10 protein-coding genes are annotated in these 14313 nt (G+C 55.8%); 4 read left to right on the top strand and 6 right to left on the bottom strand.

Features of this window, described 5'->3' with window-relative positions; all coding sequences use genetic code 11:
• Positions 1 to 245 precede the first annotated feature (245 nt).
• The 6 genes from AXW79_RS01325 to AXW79_RS01300 form a co-directional block, all read right to left on the bottom strand.
• Positions 246 to 1667 carry a carbon starvation CstA family protein gene (locus AXW79_RS01325; protein ID WP_005314803.1) on the bottom strand — a complete coding sequence of 474 codons (1422 nt, stop codon included), beginning with the start codon at positions 1665 to 1667 and terminating at the stop codon, positions 246 to 248.
• A 142-nt stretch (positions 1668 to 1809) separates the two neighbouring features.
• Positions 1810 to 2514, bottom strand: coding sequence for a two-component system response regulator BtsR (gene btsR, locus AXW79_RS01320; protein WP_005314806.1), 705 nt, complete (start codon positions 2512 to 2514; stop codon positions 1810 to 1812).
• A gap of 75 nt (positions 2515 to 2589) precedes the next feature.
• On the bottom strand, positions 2590 to 4266 hold the full coding sequence (locus AXW79_RS01315) for a sensor histidine kinase (RefSeq protein WP_005314809.1): 1677 nt from the start codon (positions 4264 to 4266) through the stop codon (positions 2590 to 2592).
• Between the two features lie 344 nt (positions 4267 to 4610).
• Positions 4611 to 5846, bottom strand: a complete 1236-nt coding sequence (locus tag AXW79_RS01310) for an HD-GYP domain-containing protein (protein ID WP_011898613.1) — start codon at positions 5844 to 5846, stop codon at positions 4611 to 4613.
• A 110-nt stretch (positions 5847 to 5956) separates the two neighbouring features.
• Positions 5957 to 8632: a bifunctional acetaldehyde-CoA/alcohol dehydrogenase gene (gene adhE / locus AXW79_RS01305; RefSeq protein WP_005314815.1), complete on the bottom strand. Its 2676-nt coding sequence runs from the start codon at positions 8630 to 8632 to the stop codon at positions 5957 to 5959.
• A gap of 295 nt (positions 8633 to 8927) precedes the next feature.
• Positions 8928 to 9560, bottom strand: a complete 633-nt coding sequence (locus AXW79_RS01300; protein ID WP_005314819.1) for a 2OG-Fe dioxygenase family protein — start codon at positions 9558 to 9560, stop codon at positions 8928 to 8930.
• Positions 9561 to 9828: 268 nt separating this feature from the next.
• Between AXW79_RS01300 and AXW79_RS01295 the strand changes: the two genes are divergently transcribed.
• The 4 genes from AXW79_RS01295 to oppC all read left to right on the top strand — a co-directional run bounded on the left by AXW79_RS01295 (position 9829) and on the right by oppC (position 14311).
• Complete coding sequence (locus AXW79_RS01295; RefSeq protein WP_005314822.1) at positions 9829 to 10464, top strand: YchE family NAAT transporter; 636 nt, start codon at positions 9829 to 9831, stop codon at positions 10462 to 10464.
• A gap of 282 nt (positions 10465 to 10746) precedes the next feature.
• Positions 10747 to 12366, top strand: a complete 1620-nt coding sequence (locus tag AXW79_RS01290) for an ABC transporter substrate-binding protein (RefSeq protein WP_042468196.1) — start codon at positions 10747 to 10749, stop codon at positions 12364 to 12366.
• Between the two features lie 98 nt (positions 12367 to 12464).
• Positions 12465 to 13385, top strand: coding sequence for an oligopeptide ABC transporter permease OppB (gene oppB, locus AXW79_RS01285; protein ID WP_005314827.1), 921 nt, complete (start codon positions 12465 to 12467; stop codon positions 13383 to 13385).
• A 14-nt stretch (positions 13386 to 13399) separates the two neighbouring features.
• A complete protein-coding gene (gene oppC, locus AXW79_RS01280; protein ID WP_005314829.1) occupies positions 13400 to 14311 on the top strand; it encodes an oligopeptide ABC transporter permease OppC in 912 nt (303 codons plus the stop codon).
• Positions 14312 to 14313: the final 2 nt, after the last annotated feature.

Here is a 14313-nt window from a genome sequence, read left to right as displayed (position 1 = left end):
ATTTTAGATAAAGCAATTGAATATCACATATTTATCGGGGATGCGCCGGGATTTTACAGCCTGATCTTGTATCGAAGCTTAAGCAGGATGGAATAATTAAACATTGATGCAGGACTCATTTTTACGAGCGAAAAGGTGCGCATTTGGTTGGTGACACTGGCCGCCTGTTTATGCTTGCCAGCCACTGCGGATGATCGAAAAAGGGGGAGCCAATTTGGCTCCCCCTTTTGTTTGCAGCAGGATGCTCAGCTTTCGCCTGGATTGCTGACCAGGGCCGGACGGTATTTCAGCAGGAAGGCAATGGTAATGGCGGCGGTGGACGCCAGGCCAATGACGGTGGAAATGCCCATCTCCAGCCCGAAACCTATGGGGGCATTGGCCAGGTAGGTGAACACCACAGCCGTCATGAACATGGCGGGAATGGTGCAGACCCAGTGCAGTTTGCCCTCTTTGGCCAGATACGCCGCCGCGGCCCACAGCATGATCACGGCCGTGGTCTGGTTGGCCCAACCGAAGTAGCGCCAGATCACCCCGAATTCCGCCTTGGAGATGATAAAGCCAAGGATAAACATGGGGACTGCGATGAGCAGACGCTTGGCCATGGGTTTTTGGGTCAGGTTGAAGAAGTCAGCCACAATCAGGCGGGCACTGCGAAACGCGGTATCACCGGAGGTGATGGGCAGGATCACCACGCCGAGGATGGCCAGTATGCCACCCACGGTACCGAGCAGGCTGGTGGAGACCTCGTGTACTACCGCCGCCGGGCCACCGTTGGCCATGGTGGCGTTGAGAGCTTCCGTGCTTTCATAGAAGGAGAGGCCCAGTGTGCACCAGATCAGGGCGATGACCCCTTCACCTATCATGGCGCCGTAGAAAATGAAGCGGCCGGATTTCTCGTTTTGCATGCAGCGCGCCATCAGCGGTGACTGGGTGGCATGGAAACCGGAGACGGCGCCACAGGCGATGGTGATGAATAGCAGCGGCCACAGCGGCAGCTCGGTGGGGTGCAGGTTGGAGAAGTCCATCCCTGTGTTGTAGAAGCCTTTGCCGGAGACGATCAGACCGACGATGAGGCCGACCGACATGAACACCAGCAGGGCGCCGAAGATGGGATAGAAGCGACCGATGATCTTGTCGATGGGGACTATGGTGGCGAGGATGTAGTAGGCAAAAATCGCCACAATCCAGTAGACCAGATCGGTGGAGGTGAGGTTGGCCAGAAGGCCCGCCGGGCTCAGTACGAAGACCACGCCTACCAGCATCAGCAACACGACCGCAAACAGGTTCATGAAGTGCTTGGCGACCGTGCCCAGATGTTCACCGACCACGGTCGGCACAGAGGCGCCCTTGGCGCGTACCGACAGCATGCCGGAGAAGTAGTCGTGCACCGCACCGGCAAAGATGCAGCCGAATACGATCCAGAGCATGGCGACCGGACCATAGAGGGCGCCGAGGATCGGGCCGAAGATGGGGCCGACGCCGGCGATGTTGAGCAGTTGCACCAGGTAGACTTTCTTGTCCGACATGGGCACATAGTCCACACCGTCAGCCATGGTGATGGCGGGGGTGGCACGCTCGGGTTTCGGGCCAAATATCCGCTCGATGAACTTGCCGTAAATAAAATAGCCGGCGACAAGTAAGCCGACACAGAGGAAGAACCAGATCATTGCTACGCTCCTGCATTGTTATTCTATGATGTGCGCAGCCAGTCTAATGGGGTCGTCTGTCAAGGGCAGGTGAAACGCGCCGAGCGGCGCCATGGTGACTCGAGTGGTCGCCGGCTGTGACCCGGCGCACAGTCCCACGTCACTATTCCAGTCCCAGTTCGTCTTTGAGTTCCTTGAGGTAGCGACGGCTGACCGGTACCCGGGCGCCGCTTGGGGTAACGATCTGGGCCAGCTGGTTTTCCAGCAGCTGGATCTCGAAGATGGCGCCGGGAGAGATCAGATACTGGCGGTGACAGCGTAACAGGGGGGTCTTCTCTTCCAGGGATTTGAGGGTGAGCTGGGTATGAAACAGCTCACCCTGACAGGCGACGTGCACACCGCCTAGATCGGAGAAGGCGTACTCCACCTGCTCGATGGGTAGCAGTCGCACCCGGTTGTGCAAATAGCCAGGAATGTGGCGGATAGCCGGAGCCAGCATCGCCATGGATTGGGGGCTGATATCCTGGCGCAGGCGGCTTAGCGTCTTGGCCAGCCGTGCCGGCTCTACCGGTTTGAGCAGATAGTCGAAGGCGTTCTCTTCAAAGGCCTGGATGGCGTACTCATCGAAGGCGGTGACAAACACGATGCGGGGCAGGGGATCCAGCATGGCGACCAGCTCCATGCCGCTCAGCTTGGGCATCTGGATGTCGAGAAACACCACATCCGGCTTGAGTCGCTGTATCAGTGGCAAAGCCTCGATGGCATTGGCCGCCTGGCCCAGGATCTCGATATCGGGATCCTGGCCAAGGTGCAGGGCCAACTCCTCACGGGCATAGAGTTCATCATCGACGATGAGTGTGCGGATCATGGGATCTCCTTAACAGAGTGACAATGGGTGAGCAGCTATGGGGGGGAGTACATCTGACCATCAATATCAGGAGGTTCAGCATCCAGAGGCGTCCCTGGGCAGGGTGAAGGAGACGCGAGTCCAGCGCTCCGGCGCGCAGCTGACACCGACGCCATATCGATTGCCAAACGCGCTCTTGAGGCGCCGATCGACTATGGTCATGCCCAGACCATCTCCTGCGGGCTTCTCCTGCCAGGTGCCGGCGTTGTCCTCCACGCAGATAGTCACGCTCTCCTGACGCTCTTCGGTATAAAGGCGAATGCATCCCTGCTCCAGCAAGGTCGAGATGCCGTGCTTGATGGCATTCTCGATGAGCGGCTGCAGGGTAAAGCTCGGCAACTTCAGGTTGGCAAGCTGAGGCGGGATCTCGTTGATGACGGTCAGTCTGTCCCCAAAGCGGGCCAGCTCTATCTCCAGATAAGATTGGCAGTGCTCCTGCTCTTCCTGCAGGGTGGCGAGGCCACTCTGGCGCTTGAGGTTCTTGCGAAAGAACAGCGACAGGTGCAGCAGCAGTTCCCGGGCCTTGTCCGGATCGCGCCGGGTAATGGCGCTGATGGTATTGAGGGTATTGAACAGAAAATGGGGATTGATCTGGGCCTGAATGAGCTTGAGCTCGGATTGCACCAGCAGGCGCTGCTGCTGCTCCAGTCGCCCGGCCAGCAACTGCTGTGACAGCAGGTTGGCTATCCCTTCCCCCAGCGTATGGTTGATCTTGAGAAACAGCCGCTTCTTGGGCTCATAGAGCTTGATTGTGCCGATCACTCCCTCATCACCATGCAACGGTATCACCAATACTGAGCCAAGCTGACACTGGGGCGAGAGACTGCAGCGGTAGGGTTGGCTGTTGCCATCGGCAAACAGCACCTTGTTTTTGGCAATGGCCTGCAGCGTGATGGCGGAGGCAATGGGGGTACCCGGTTTGTGGTGATCTTCCCCGGTGCCGATGAAAGCGAGGATCTTGTCGGTATCCGTGATGGCGACGGCGCCGACCCCTGTCTCCTCTTTTACGATATGCGCTATCTTGCTGCTTGCCTCAGCGGTGAAACCCTGGCTCATGATACCGACGGTGCGGTTGGCAATGGTGAGCGCCTTGGCGGAGAAGACCCGGGAGAACTTCTCATACATCCGCTGCTGATCGCGGATCATGCTGATAAATAGCGCCGCACCGCAGGAGTTGGCCAGGATCATGGGAGTGGCTATGGTGCGTACCAGCAGCAGGGATTTGTCAAAGGGGGTCGCCACCAGCAGTATAATGACCATCTGCAATATTTCAGCGCCAAATGTCGTGAAGAATGCAATCCTGGGTTCGAACAGCGCATTCATACGCCCCGAGCGCATCAGCCGCCAGTGCACCAGACCGCCCAGCAGTCCCTCGCAGGTGGTAGATATGGCGCAGGCGAGGTCGGTAAATCCCCCCAGGGTGTAACGGTGCAGACCCCCGGTCAGTCCGACCAAAAATCCCACCAGCGGCCCCCCCAGCAGTCCTCCCAGCACGGCACCGACAGCACGGGTATTGGCGATGGCATCGTCAATATCCAGTCCCACATAGGTGCCAAGGATACAGAAACAAGAAAAAATGATGTATATCAGTATCTTGTGAGGGAGTCTTACGGAATAGTTGGCGAGGGGACGCAGCAGGGGGCTCTTGGAGAAGAGATAGGCGATCACCAGGCTGACGCTCATCTGTTGAAGCAAAGAGAGGACCAACTGCATAAAAAACGTTCCTCAGAGTTCATACCGAAAAAAGCGGCCGGGATGGGCAAATGTGATCAGGATCTTGTTCTGTGAGCTCCCTCGACCTGAACACGGGCGCAGTTTGCCAGAAAAGTGAAATAAAACCATATTAAATCAGCATGTTAAATTGATATTTGTGTAATCGCCAAAGGGTTGATATTGCTGGGTGGAGCATGAATGTATCCGCCACATGGAAGTGGCATGCTCCGCCCAGCCTCTTGGCTGGGCGTTTTTTATCCAGGGTCGGCTGTGAACCGTTTTGAGGGTAATCGGGCAATTATTCAGGTTTGTCCAATGAGTTATCCCCAGCTTCTGGGGATAACTCAGAAGGCAAAATAGTAACAGAAGCGCCGGGTCAGGTTAAAAAACAGCCGTTGTCCCTCATCCAGGTCCTCCTGCTTGATAAAGGATTTGATGGTGCGTTCATCTTCCCGCAAATCCAGCATGGCAACTCCTTCCGGCCGCTGTGCCTTTATATAAGGCAATACCTTGGGTTTGAGGGGCATGGTGGGCTCGGTGGACAACACTAGCGCCACTGAACTATCGGAGAGCAGCACCAGAGAACCGGGAGGATAGACTCCCAATACCTTGATCAGCAACTTGACCAGATCCTGGTCTAACTTCTTCTGTGACAGCTTGTAGAGCTGGCTGATGGCCTGACTCGGGGCGGCAGGCGTAGCGCTGCTGCGTGGATGCAACAGTTCGTCATAGTAGTCCACCAGTCCGATAATCCGTGCCAGTGGCGGGATCTCGCCCCCCTTGATGCCGAGGGGGAAGCCACTGCCATCGAGTCGCTCATGGTGCAGATGGGCCACCTGGCGGATCTTGGGCTCGAATGCCTGCAAGTGTGTCAGCATATCCAGTCCGTACTGGGGATGCATGTTGAGAAAATTCTGTTCCGACTTGTTGAGATCCCCCCGTTTCTGGGTGATCTGGCTCGGTATCTTCAGCTCTCCTATGTCGTGGATCAGCCCCGCCAGACCCGCCTCCTCGATCTCGACCGGGTTCATGCCCAATTCGCGAGCCATCAGCATGGCGATAAAGGCCACGTTCAGGCTGTGCTGCAGCAGTATGTCGGTGTGCGGGCTGCGAATGAGGTGCAGGCCGAGGGGTCCCTCATGTTCACTGATGCGGGCGGCGGCATTGCGCACTATCTGCGCCGTGTTGGCCAGCCCCTCGTCAGGCTTGAGGTTGAGGGCCCCCAGCGCATCGCGCAGCTCTGACATGGATTGGCCAAAGGCCTTGTCTGCGGCGCGCAGGGAGCGGCGGAAGGCTTTCTCATCAAAAGGGGGAGGGCCTGAGTCTACTATTTCGTCAATGGCCGACAGATCAGGGCCGGCAGAAGGGATATCGCCCCGCAAGATGGGTTCGATGGGCAGGTCGCTCTTGTCCGGATCCACCATCAAGAGGGTGAGGTCGAGGTGACGTATGATGTCGAGCTGCTGCTGATCCTTGATCTTGAAGGCATTGAACATAAAAGGATGACTGGTCCATCCCGTGGGGAGATGGATGTAGTGGCCGATCCGTAACTGCTCTATCGAGGCTTGTATCAGCGCCATGTGCTAACTCGCATTTCATGAATGCCTACCAACAAGCTAGCAAAATTAGAGAGATAGACAAACAAAAAAGCCCGCGCATGTGCGCGGGCTCTCGAGTTCAAGTCCGATTATCAGGCCTTGGATTTCTTCTTGCTGTCTACCTTGGTCTCAACCTTGGCTTCTACCTTGGTCGCTACCTGAGCTTCCTCGGTGAAGGGACGACCATAGTAGGTGTCCATCAGGATGGCTTTGAGCTCTGTGATCAGCGGGTAGCGCGGGTTGGCGCCGGTGCACTGGTCATCGAATGCTTCCAGCGCCAGCTGGTCAACCTTGGCCAGGAAGTCGGCTTCGTTCACGCCAGCTTCACGGATGGAGGCCGGGATGCCCAGAGTGGCTTTCAGCTCGTCCAGCCAGGCCAGCAGCTTCTCGATCTTGGCTGCGGTGCGGTCACCGGCGGCAGTCAGACCCAGGTGGTCAGCCACTTCGGCGTAACGACGGCGAGCCTGCGGACGGTCGTACTGGGAGAACGCAGTCTGCTTGGTCGGGTTGTCGTTCGCGTTGTAGCGGATGACGTTGCTGATCAGCAGGGCGTTGGCCAGGCCGTGCGGGATATGGAACTCGGCACCCAGCTTGTGCGCCATGGAGTGGCAGACACCCAGGAAGGCGTTGGCGAACGCGATACCGGCGATGGTGGCAGCATTGTGCACCTTCTCGCGAGCAACCGGGTCGTTGGCACCATTCTGGTAGCTGGAAGGCAGATACTCTTTCAGCAGCTTCAGCGCTTGCAGTGCCTGACCGTCGGAGTATTCGTTGGCCAGTACGGAAACATAGGCTTCCATGGCGTGAGTGACCGCATCCACACCACCGAAGGCGCACAGGGACTTGGGCATGTTCATGACCAGGTTGGCATCCACGATGGCCATGTTCGGGGTCAGCTCGTAGTCGGCCAGCGGGTACTTCATGCCGGTGGCGTCGTCGGTCACGACTGCAAACGGAGTGACTTCAGAACCGGTACCGGAAGTGGTGGTGATACAGACCAGTTCGGCCTTCACGCCCATTTTCGGGAACTTGTAGATACGCTTGCGGATGTCCATGAAACGCATGGCCAGGTCTTCAAACGCGGTATCCGGATGCTCATACATGACCCACATGATCTTGGCCGCATCCATCGGTGAACCACCACCCAGCGCCAGGATAACGTCCGGCTTGAAGGAGTTGGCCATCTCGGCGCCCTTGCGGACGATGGACAGGGTCGGGTCAGCTTCTACTTCGTAGAATACTTCCACTTCCATGTTCAGCTTCTTGAGCAGACGAACTACGTCATCGGCATAGCCATTGTTGAACAGGAAACGGTCAGTTACCACCATGGCGCGCTTCTTGCCTTCCAGGTCGCCCAAGGCGATCGGCAGGGAGCCACGACGGAAATAGATGGATTTCGGAAGTTTGTGCCACAGCATATTTTCTGCCCGTTTTGCGACTGTCTTCTTGTTGATCAGGTGCTTGGGACCGACGTTCTCGGAGATAGAGTTACCACTCCAGGAGCCGCAACCCAGGGTCAGGGAAGGAGCAAGAGCGAAGTTGTACAGGTCACCGATACCACCCTGGGTGGAAGGGGTGTTGATCAGGATACGGGCAGTCTTCATCTTGTCGCCGAAATATCTGATGCGGTCCTGATTGCGATCCTGGTCGGTGTACAGACCTGAGGTGTGACCGATACCACCGATGTTGACCATGGTGCAGGCCATCTCGACAGCGTCTTCAAAATTCTTGGCGCGGAACATACCCAGGGTCGGGGAAAGCTTCTCATGAGCGAACTCATCTTCAGCGCACAATTCCAGACCTTCACCGATGAGGATCTTGGTGGTGGCAGGCACAGTCACACCGGCCATGGCGGCGATCTTGGTGGCCGGCTGACCAACGATATCTGCGTTCAGCGCGCCGTTGATCAACAGCACCTTACGTACCTTGTCCGCTTCATCTTTGGACAGTATGTAGCCATCGTGGTTGGAGAAACGCTCTTTCACCTGGTTGTAGATGGAGTCAACGACGATGACGGCTTGCTCGGAAGCACAGACCACACCGTTGTCAAAAGTCTTCGACATCAGGATAGAGGCGACGGCACGTTTTACATCGGCAGTTTCGTCGATGACGATTGGCACGTTACCGGCACCTACACCGATGGCAGGCTTGCCTGAAGAGTAAGCGGCTTTCACCATGCCCGGGCCACCGGTGGCCAGGATCAGGTTGATGTCGTTGTGCTTCATCAGCGCATTGGACAGCTCAACAGACGGTTGATCGATCCAGCCGATGATGTCTTTCGGTGCACCGGCGGCAACAGCTGCATCCAGTACCAGCTTGGCAGCGGTATTGGTGGAGTTCTTGGCGCGGGGGTGCGGGGAGAAGATGATGGCGTTACGAGTCTTCAGGGAAATCAAAGATTTGAAGATCGCGGTAGCGGTCGGGTTGGTGGTCGGAACGATACCGCAGATGATACCTACCGGCTCGGCGATGATCATGGTGCCCATCTCGTCATCCTGGCTCAGGATGCCGCAGGTCTTCTCGTCTTTATAGGCGTTGTAGATGTATTCGGAGGCGAAGTGGTTCTTGATAACCTTGTCTTCGATGATACCCATACCGGATTCTGCCACGGCCATCTGGGCCAGGGGGATACGGGCATTGCTGGCGGCCAGGGCTGCGGCACGGAAAACCTTGTCTACCTGCTCTTGCGAGAAGCTGGCGAATTCACGCTGGGCTTCTTTGACGCGGGCGACCAGTGCATCCAGTTCAGCCAAATTGGTTACTGCCATGTTTATCTCCTGATGATTTGAAAACTGTTTAGTAAGAGTTTGGCAATGCCCGGCAATTATAGTCGCCCTGTCAAGGCGAGAATCACTATAAGGGGGTATTTACATGCCTTACTAAATTGCTTTCTGAGCCGATTATAGAGCGGGTCTGACTCAGAAAAATTTGATCTGGATCATGTGTAACAAAAGAACAAAAGAAATTTTGTTTCACAATACATGTTTTCAGGATGTTACTAGGATGTAGAGTGAAACAAAAATGGGATGAATCATGGGTGAACAGAGTGTCACGCACTATTTTTCAAGCAGTTAGCACGATCACATCCCAGTGTCCCCGGGTCGGGGCCAGGGGCAGTATGGGGGCTGCATTGTGATAGAAACGGCGATCATCCAGGACCAGATATTCTCCTGGAAGTAACTCTTGTTGGAAAAATGGTTGTTCTTTTAATCCATGATAAAGCTGAAGCGCGCCGCCACTGACGCCTTCGCTGCCACAAAAGAACACGCCGATAAAGTCAAAGCCATCCTGATGGACTCCTTCCGGTGCGGGAGGCACGCTTTCGCCCTGGGCTGTGGTGATCCGCATCTGGTGAATGCCGATCGCCTTGCCATCCGCGAGTCGAACATGACGGGCAAAGCGGGTCAGCATCTGCCCAAAGGCGGGATGGGCGACAAAAGCGGGATCCAGCTCGGCATAGGTTCTGGGCACATCCCCGAGGAACTTGTTGATGGCGGCGGCCTGAAAGAAGACGCCGTTGTCGAGGGGGAAGAAGCGTGACCCCTCTTTCTCGACACGGCCATAGCGGCGTTCCCGAAAAGTGCCCTGAATATAGGGATCGACCGGCAGTCGATCAAAAAAGCCGAGCAGGGGGTCGACAGTGCCTGCCGGCAGCGAATCCAGGTGCCATTTCAACTTGATGTCCGTATCAATCATTACAAAATCCTTGTTTGCTGAGATGAAATCTTGCGCCAAAACTCCGTGGCCGCATAAAGCTCGACGTGATTTTACCAGAGTGTTAAATTGCGACAATCTTTATTAACAAATCAATGTGTTGAATTTTGGCTATACATTAGAGGAACTAACTGAAAAGCCACGGAAAGGGTGAGATTATTTGATTGGTGAAGGGCATTGGCATGGTGTAAATTTACGCACGATTTATCGGGGGGATCCCCGTGGCCTTGCTTACTTCTGGATGGCGCCTATGGCAGCGATTGACGTCTCTTTATATCTGAAGTTTTTCATCGGTTTGTTCGCGATCATCAACCCATTGGGGTTGTTGCCGGTGTTTGTCAGTCTGACCGGCCATCAAACGCCGGAAGAGCGGATGAAAACCAACACCACCGCCAACATTGCCGTGATGATTATCTTGCTGGTCTCCATGTACATGGGGCAGCTGATCCTCGATGGTTTTGGCATCTCGCTGGCGTCGTTTCGCATCGCCGGTGGATCCCTGATTACCCTGATCGCCTGGTCCATGCTGCAGGGCAAGCTGGGGGAGGTGAAGCATAACAAACAGGAGAAGGGTGAGCTGGCCGCGCGCGAATCTGTCGCTGTGGTGCCCTTGGCACTGCCGTTGATGGCTGGCCCGGGTGCCATCTCTTCTTCTATTGTCTACGCCAGCCAGAGCACCTGGTCCCAGATGCTGGGCATGTCGCTGGTGGTCATGGTGTTTGCATTCTGCTCCTGGCTCATCTTCCGCGCCGCCCCCTTGCTGTTCAAGCTGATGGGCAACACCGGTATCAACGTGGTCACCCGGATCATGGGCCTTATCATGATGTCACTGGGCATCGAGATCATGGTGGCAGGGATCAAGGGAGTCTTCCCCGGATTGATGTGATTCAGGTCTGTTTTGTCGGAGCCGGTCCTCGTGACCGGCTTTTTATTGTTTCTTTTTTGTTAGTCATTTCCTAGAATCGAGCGGGTTTGTATAAAAAACGTCCGCAGCGCGATATTTAAATGCTGAATAATTGGCTAAAAGCTGTTTTTTTAACCATTGATCCCAGCCTAGCCTGATGATATCTATTGCATTATTAGAATTGTCAGGGAATTATGCTGGCAGCGGGGTACTTATCTCGTTGGTGGACAAATGCATGGAATGTTCTTGTTGGAGTAAATGGAAATGACTCATAAAAAAACAATGATTAATACCCTATTGGTGGCAGCGCTATTTGGCGGAATGAATGCAGCGTATGCTGCTGATGTCCCCGCAGGTACCAAACTGTCTGATGTTCAGCAGTTGGTGAAAGGCAACGGCTCTGAGCCCGCAACGCTCGATCCCCACAAAACCGAAGGAACGGTTGAATCCAATATTCTGCGTGACCTGTTCGAAGGTCTCGTCTCCTCCGGCCCCAAGGGTGAAGTGCTCCCCGGTGTGGCCGAGTCCTGGGAAACCAAGGACAACAAAAAATTCGTGTTCCACCTGCGCAAAGATGCCAAGTGGTCCAACGGGGATCCCGTGACAGCCCACGATTTCGAGTTCGCCTTCAAGCGGGCCGTGGATCCCAAGACTGGTTCTCCTTATGCCTGGTACATGGAGATCCCGACCATAGTCAACGCCACCGAGATCATTGCCGGCAAGAAGCCGTCAGATACGCTGGGCGTGAAGGCCGTCGACGACTACACCTTCGAAGTGCAGCTGGAAAAAGCGATCCCTTACTTCGTCAGCATGCTCTCCCACACCACCACCTACCCGGTGCCGAAGAAGGTGATCGAGAAGTTTGGTGACAAATGGACCCAGCCCGGCAACATGGTATCCAACGGTGCCTACCAACTGAAAGACTGGGTAGTGAACGAACGCGTCGATATCGAGCGCAACCCCAAATACTGGGGCAACGCCAAGACGGTGATCGACAAGGTGAGCTACCTGCCTATCCAGTCCACCAACGCCGAGTTGAACCGCTATCTGGCGGGTGAGCTGGATCTTACCTACAACATGCCCATCGAGCGCTTCAAGCAGATGAAGAAAGATCTGCCCAACGAGGTGAAGGTGAGTGGCTACGTGGGGACCTACTACTACACCTTCAACACCAAACGCAAACCCTATGACGATGTTCGGGTTCGCACGGCACTTACCTACGCCATCGACCGTGACGTGATCGCCGACAAGGTGATGGGCAAGGGAGAAACACCGGGTTATGCCCTGGTGCCTGATTTTGTGGATGGTTTCAAACCGGTTGCCCCCGAGTGGTCCAAGTTGACCCAGGCCGAGCGCGACACCAAGGCAAAAGCCATGTTGCAAGAGGCGGGATATGGTCCAGACAACCCGCTCAAGTTCGAGCTGCTCTACAACACTGACGACAACCACAAGAAGGTAGCGGTTGCCGTGGCCTCCATGTGGAAGAAGCTGGGCGTGCAGGTAAGCCTGGTGAACCAGGAGTGGAAGACATATCTGGAGACACTCAAGCAGGGACAGTTTGATGTTGCTCGTCGCGGTTGGATCGCCGACTACAACGAAGCTTCCTCCATGCTGGATCTGATGCAGACCACTCACGGCAACAACGATGGCAAGTACTCCAACCCGGTATTTGACAAGCTGATGGACGAGTCTCGCGACCAGGTCGATGATGCTTCCCGCAACAAACTCTATGTCCAGGCCGAAGAGATCCTCACTAAGGACATGCCGATAGCCCCCATCTATCAGTACGTGACCTCCCGCATGGTCAAGTCCTATGTGGGCGGCTACCCGGCCAACCCGCTGGACAACCTCTACAGCAAAGACATGTACATCGTTGCTCACTGAGTAAAATAACAAGTCGCATAACAAGCAGGCCCGCCAGACGGCGGGCCTTAGTATTAAAACCGCGACCCTTTGGAAGCAGTACAGGACAGGAATTGTCTATGTTGAAATTCATTTTTAAACGTCTATTGGAAGCGATCCCGACTCTGCTGGTCTTGATCACCGTCTCTTTCTTCATGATGCGCTTCGCGCCGGGCAACCCCTTTACCAGCGAACGTGCCCTGCCGCCGGAAGTGTTGGCCAATATCGAGGCCAAGTACGGCCTGGACAAGCCCATCGGCGTGCAATACCTCACCTACCTTGGCAACCTGGTACAGGGCGATCTGGGCCCCTCTTTCAAGTACAAGGACTTCAGCGTCAATGATCTGGTGAGCCAGGCGCTGCCTGTTTCCGCCAAGATCGGGAGCGCGGCCTTCGTCTTTGCCGTCTTGCTGGGGGTGACCTTTGGCTCCATTGCAGCCTTGAAACAGAACACCCTCATCGACTATCTCTTGATGTCGTCGGCCATGGCTGGTGTGGTGATCCCGGGCTTTGTGCTGGCACCCTTGCTGGTGCTCTTCTTCAGTATCTATCTGGGCTGGTTCCCGGCCGGTGGCTGGCAGGGGGGCGGGGTGCAATTCATGGTACTGCCGGTATTTGGCATGATGATGTACTACATCTCCGCCATCTCGCGCATCATGCGTGGCAGCATGATCGAGACCATGAACTCCAACTTTATCCGCACCGCCCGTGCCAAGGGCTTGCCGCTGCGTCACATCATACTGAAACACGCGCTGCGTCCGGCCATGCTGCCAGTGGTCTCCTATCTGGGGCCGGCCTTCGTCGGCATCATCACGGGTTCAGTGGTGATAGAGACCATTTTCGGTCTGCCGGGAATTGGTCAGTTGTTTGTCAACGGTGCCCTCAACCGTGATTACTCCATGGTGCTTGGCCTGACCATTCTGGTCGGTGCCCTCACCATTACCTTTAACGCCGTGGTCGATATTCTCTATGCCTTTATCGATCCCAAGATCCGTTACTAAGTCGGGAGTTCATCATGGTTGTCACAACTGAAAAACGCGAGGCCGTCGAGGCGTTCGCACAGCAAGTGGAAGTGGTGGAGGGACGCTCCCTGTGGAAGGATGCCCGTCGCCGTTTCCTGCGTAACAGGGCTGCACTGACCAGCCTTATCATACTGACTATTATCGGTCTGGCGGTGATCGTCGGTCCCCACCTGTCCCAATACACCTTCGACGATCCGGATTGGGGCGCCATGCAGGCCGCGCCGGATATGGAAGCCGGCCACTGGTTCGGTACCGACAGTCTGGGGCGTGATCTGTTCGTGCGCACCCTCTTGGGTGGCCGCATCTCGCTGATGGTCGGCATCATGGGGGCCATGGTGGCCGTGGTCATCGGCACCCTGTATGGCGCGGCGTCCGGTTTCATCGGTGGTCGGGTCGACAGCCTGATGATGCGGATTCTCGAGATCCTCAACGCCTTCCCCTTCATGTTCTTTGTGATCATGCTGGTGACCTTCTTTGGCCGCAATCTGGCGCTCATCTTCATTGCCATCGGGGCTGTAAGCTGGCTCGACATGGCGCGGATCGTGCGAGGCCAGACCCTGAGCCTCAAGAGCAAGGAGTTTATCGAGGCGGCTCACGTCTGTGGCGTCTCCAAGTGGAAGATCATCACCCGTCACATAGTGCCGAACGTGCTCGGTATCGTGGCCGTCTACGCCACCTTGCTGGTGCCGGGCATGATCATGTTTGAATCCTTCCTGAGTTTTCTGGGCCTCGGCGTCCAGGAACCCATGACCAGCTGGGGTGCCCTGCTGGATGAAGGCTCCAAGTCGATGGAAGTGGCCATATGGCAACTCTTGTTCCCTGCCGGTTTCATGGTGGTGACCCTGTTTTGCTTCAATTTCCTCGGGGATGGTCTGCGTGACGCACTCGATCCGAAGGATCGATAACA

Source organism: Aeromonas salmonicida subsp. salmonicida (assembly GCF_001643305.1).
Classification (GTDB): Bacteria; Pseudomonadota; Gammaproteobacteria; order Enterobacterales; family Aeromonadaceae; genus Aeromonas; species Aeromonas salmonicida.
The sequence above is the reverse complement of the archived record's forward strand: the minus strand, read 5'-3'. Positions and strand labels throughout refer to the sequence as shown.

What these genes read in the sequence shown, in the direction of transcription:
- AXW79_RS01325 (WP_005314803.1), bottom strand. Translation starts at nt 1,667, where the DNA reads ATGATCTGGTTCTTCCTCTGTGTCGGCTTACTTGTCGCCGGCTATTTT.
- btsR (WP_005314806.1), bottom strand. Translation starts at nt 2,514, where the DNA reads ATGATCCGCACACTCATCGTCGATGATGAACTCTATGCCCGTGAGGAG.
- AXW79_RS01315 (WP_005314809.1), bottom strand. Translation starts at nt 4,266, where the DNA reads ATGCAGTTGGTCCTCTCTTTGCTTCAACAGATGAGCGTCAGCCTGGTG.
- AXW79_RS01310 (WP_011898613.1), bottom strand. Translation starts at nt 5,846, where the DNA reads ATGGCGCTGATACAAGCCTCGATAGAGCAGTTACGGATCGGCCACTAC.
- adhE (WP_005314815.1), bottom strand. Translation starts at nt 8,632, where the DNA reads ATGGCAGTAACCAATTTGGCTGAACTGGATGCACTGGTCGCCCGCGTC.
- AXW79_RS01300 (WP_005314819.1), bottom strand. Translation starts at nt 9,560, where the DNA reads ATGATTGATACGGACATCAAGTTGAAATGGCACCTGGATTCGCTGCCG.
- AXW79_RS01295 (WP_005314822.1), top strand. Translation starts at nt 9,829, where the DNA reads ATGGCAGCGATTGACGTCTCTTTATATCTGAAGTTTTTCATCGGTTTG.
- AXW79_RS01290 (WP_042468196.1), top strand. Translation starts at nt 10,747, where the DNA reads ATGACTCATAAAAAAACAATGATTAATACCCTATTGGTGGCAGCGCTA.
- oppB (WP_005314827.1), top strand. Translation starts at nt 12,465, where the DNA reads ATGTTGAAATTCATTTTTAAACGTCTATTGGAAGCGATCCCGACTCTG.
- oppC (WP_005314829.1), top strand. Translation starts at nt 13,400, where the DNA reads ATGGTTGTCACAACTGAAAAACGCGAGGCCGTCGAGGCGTTCGCACAG.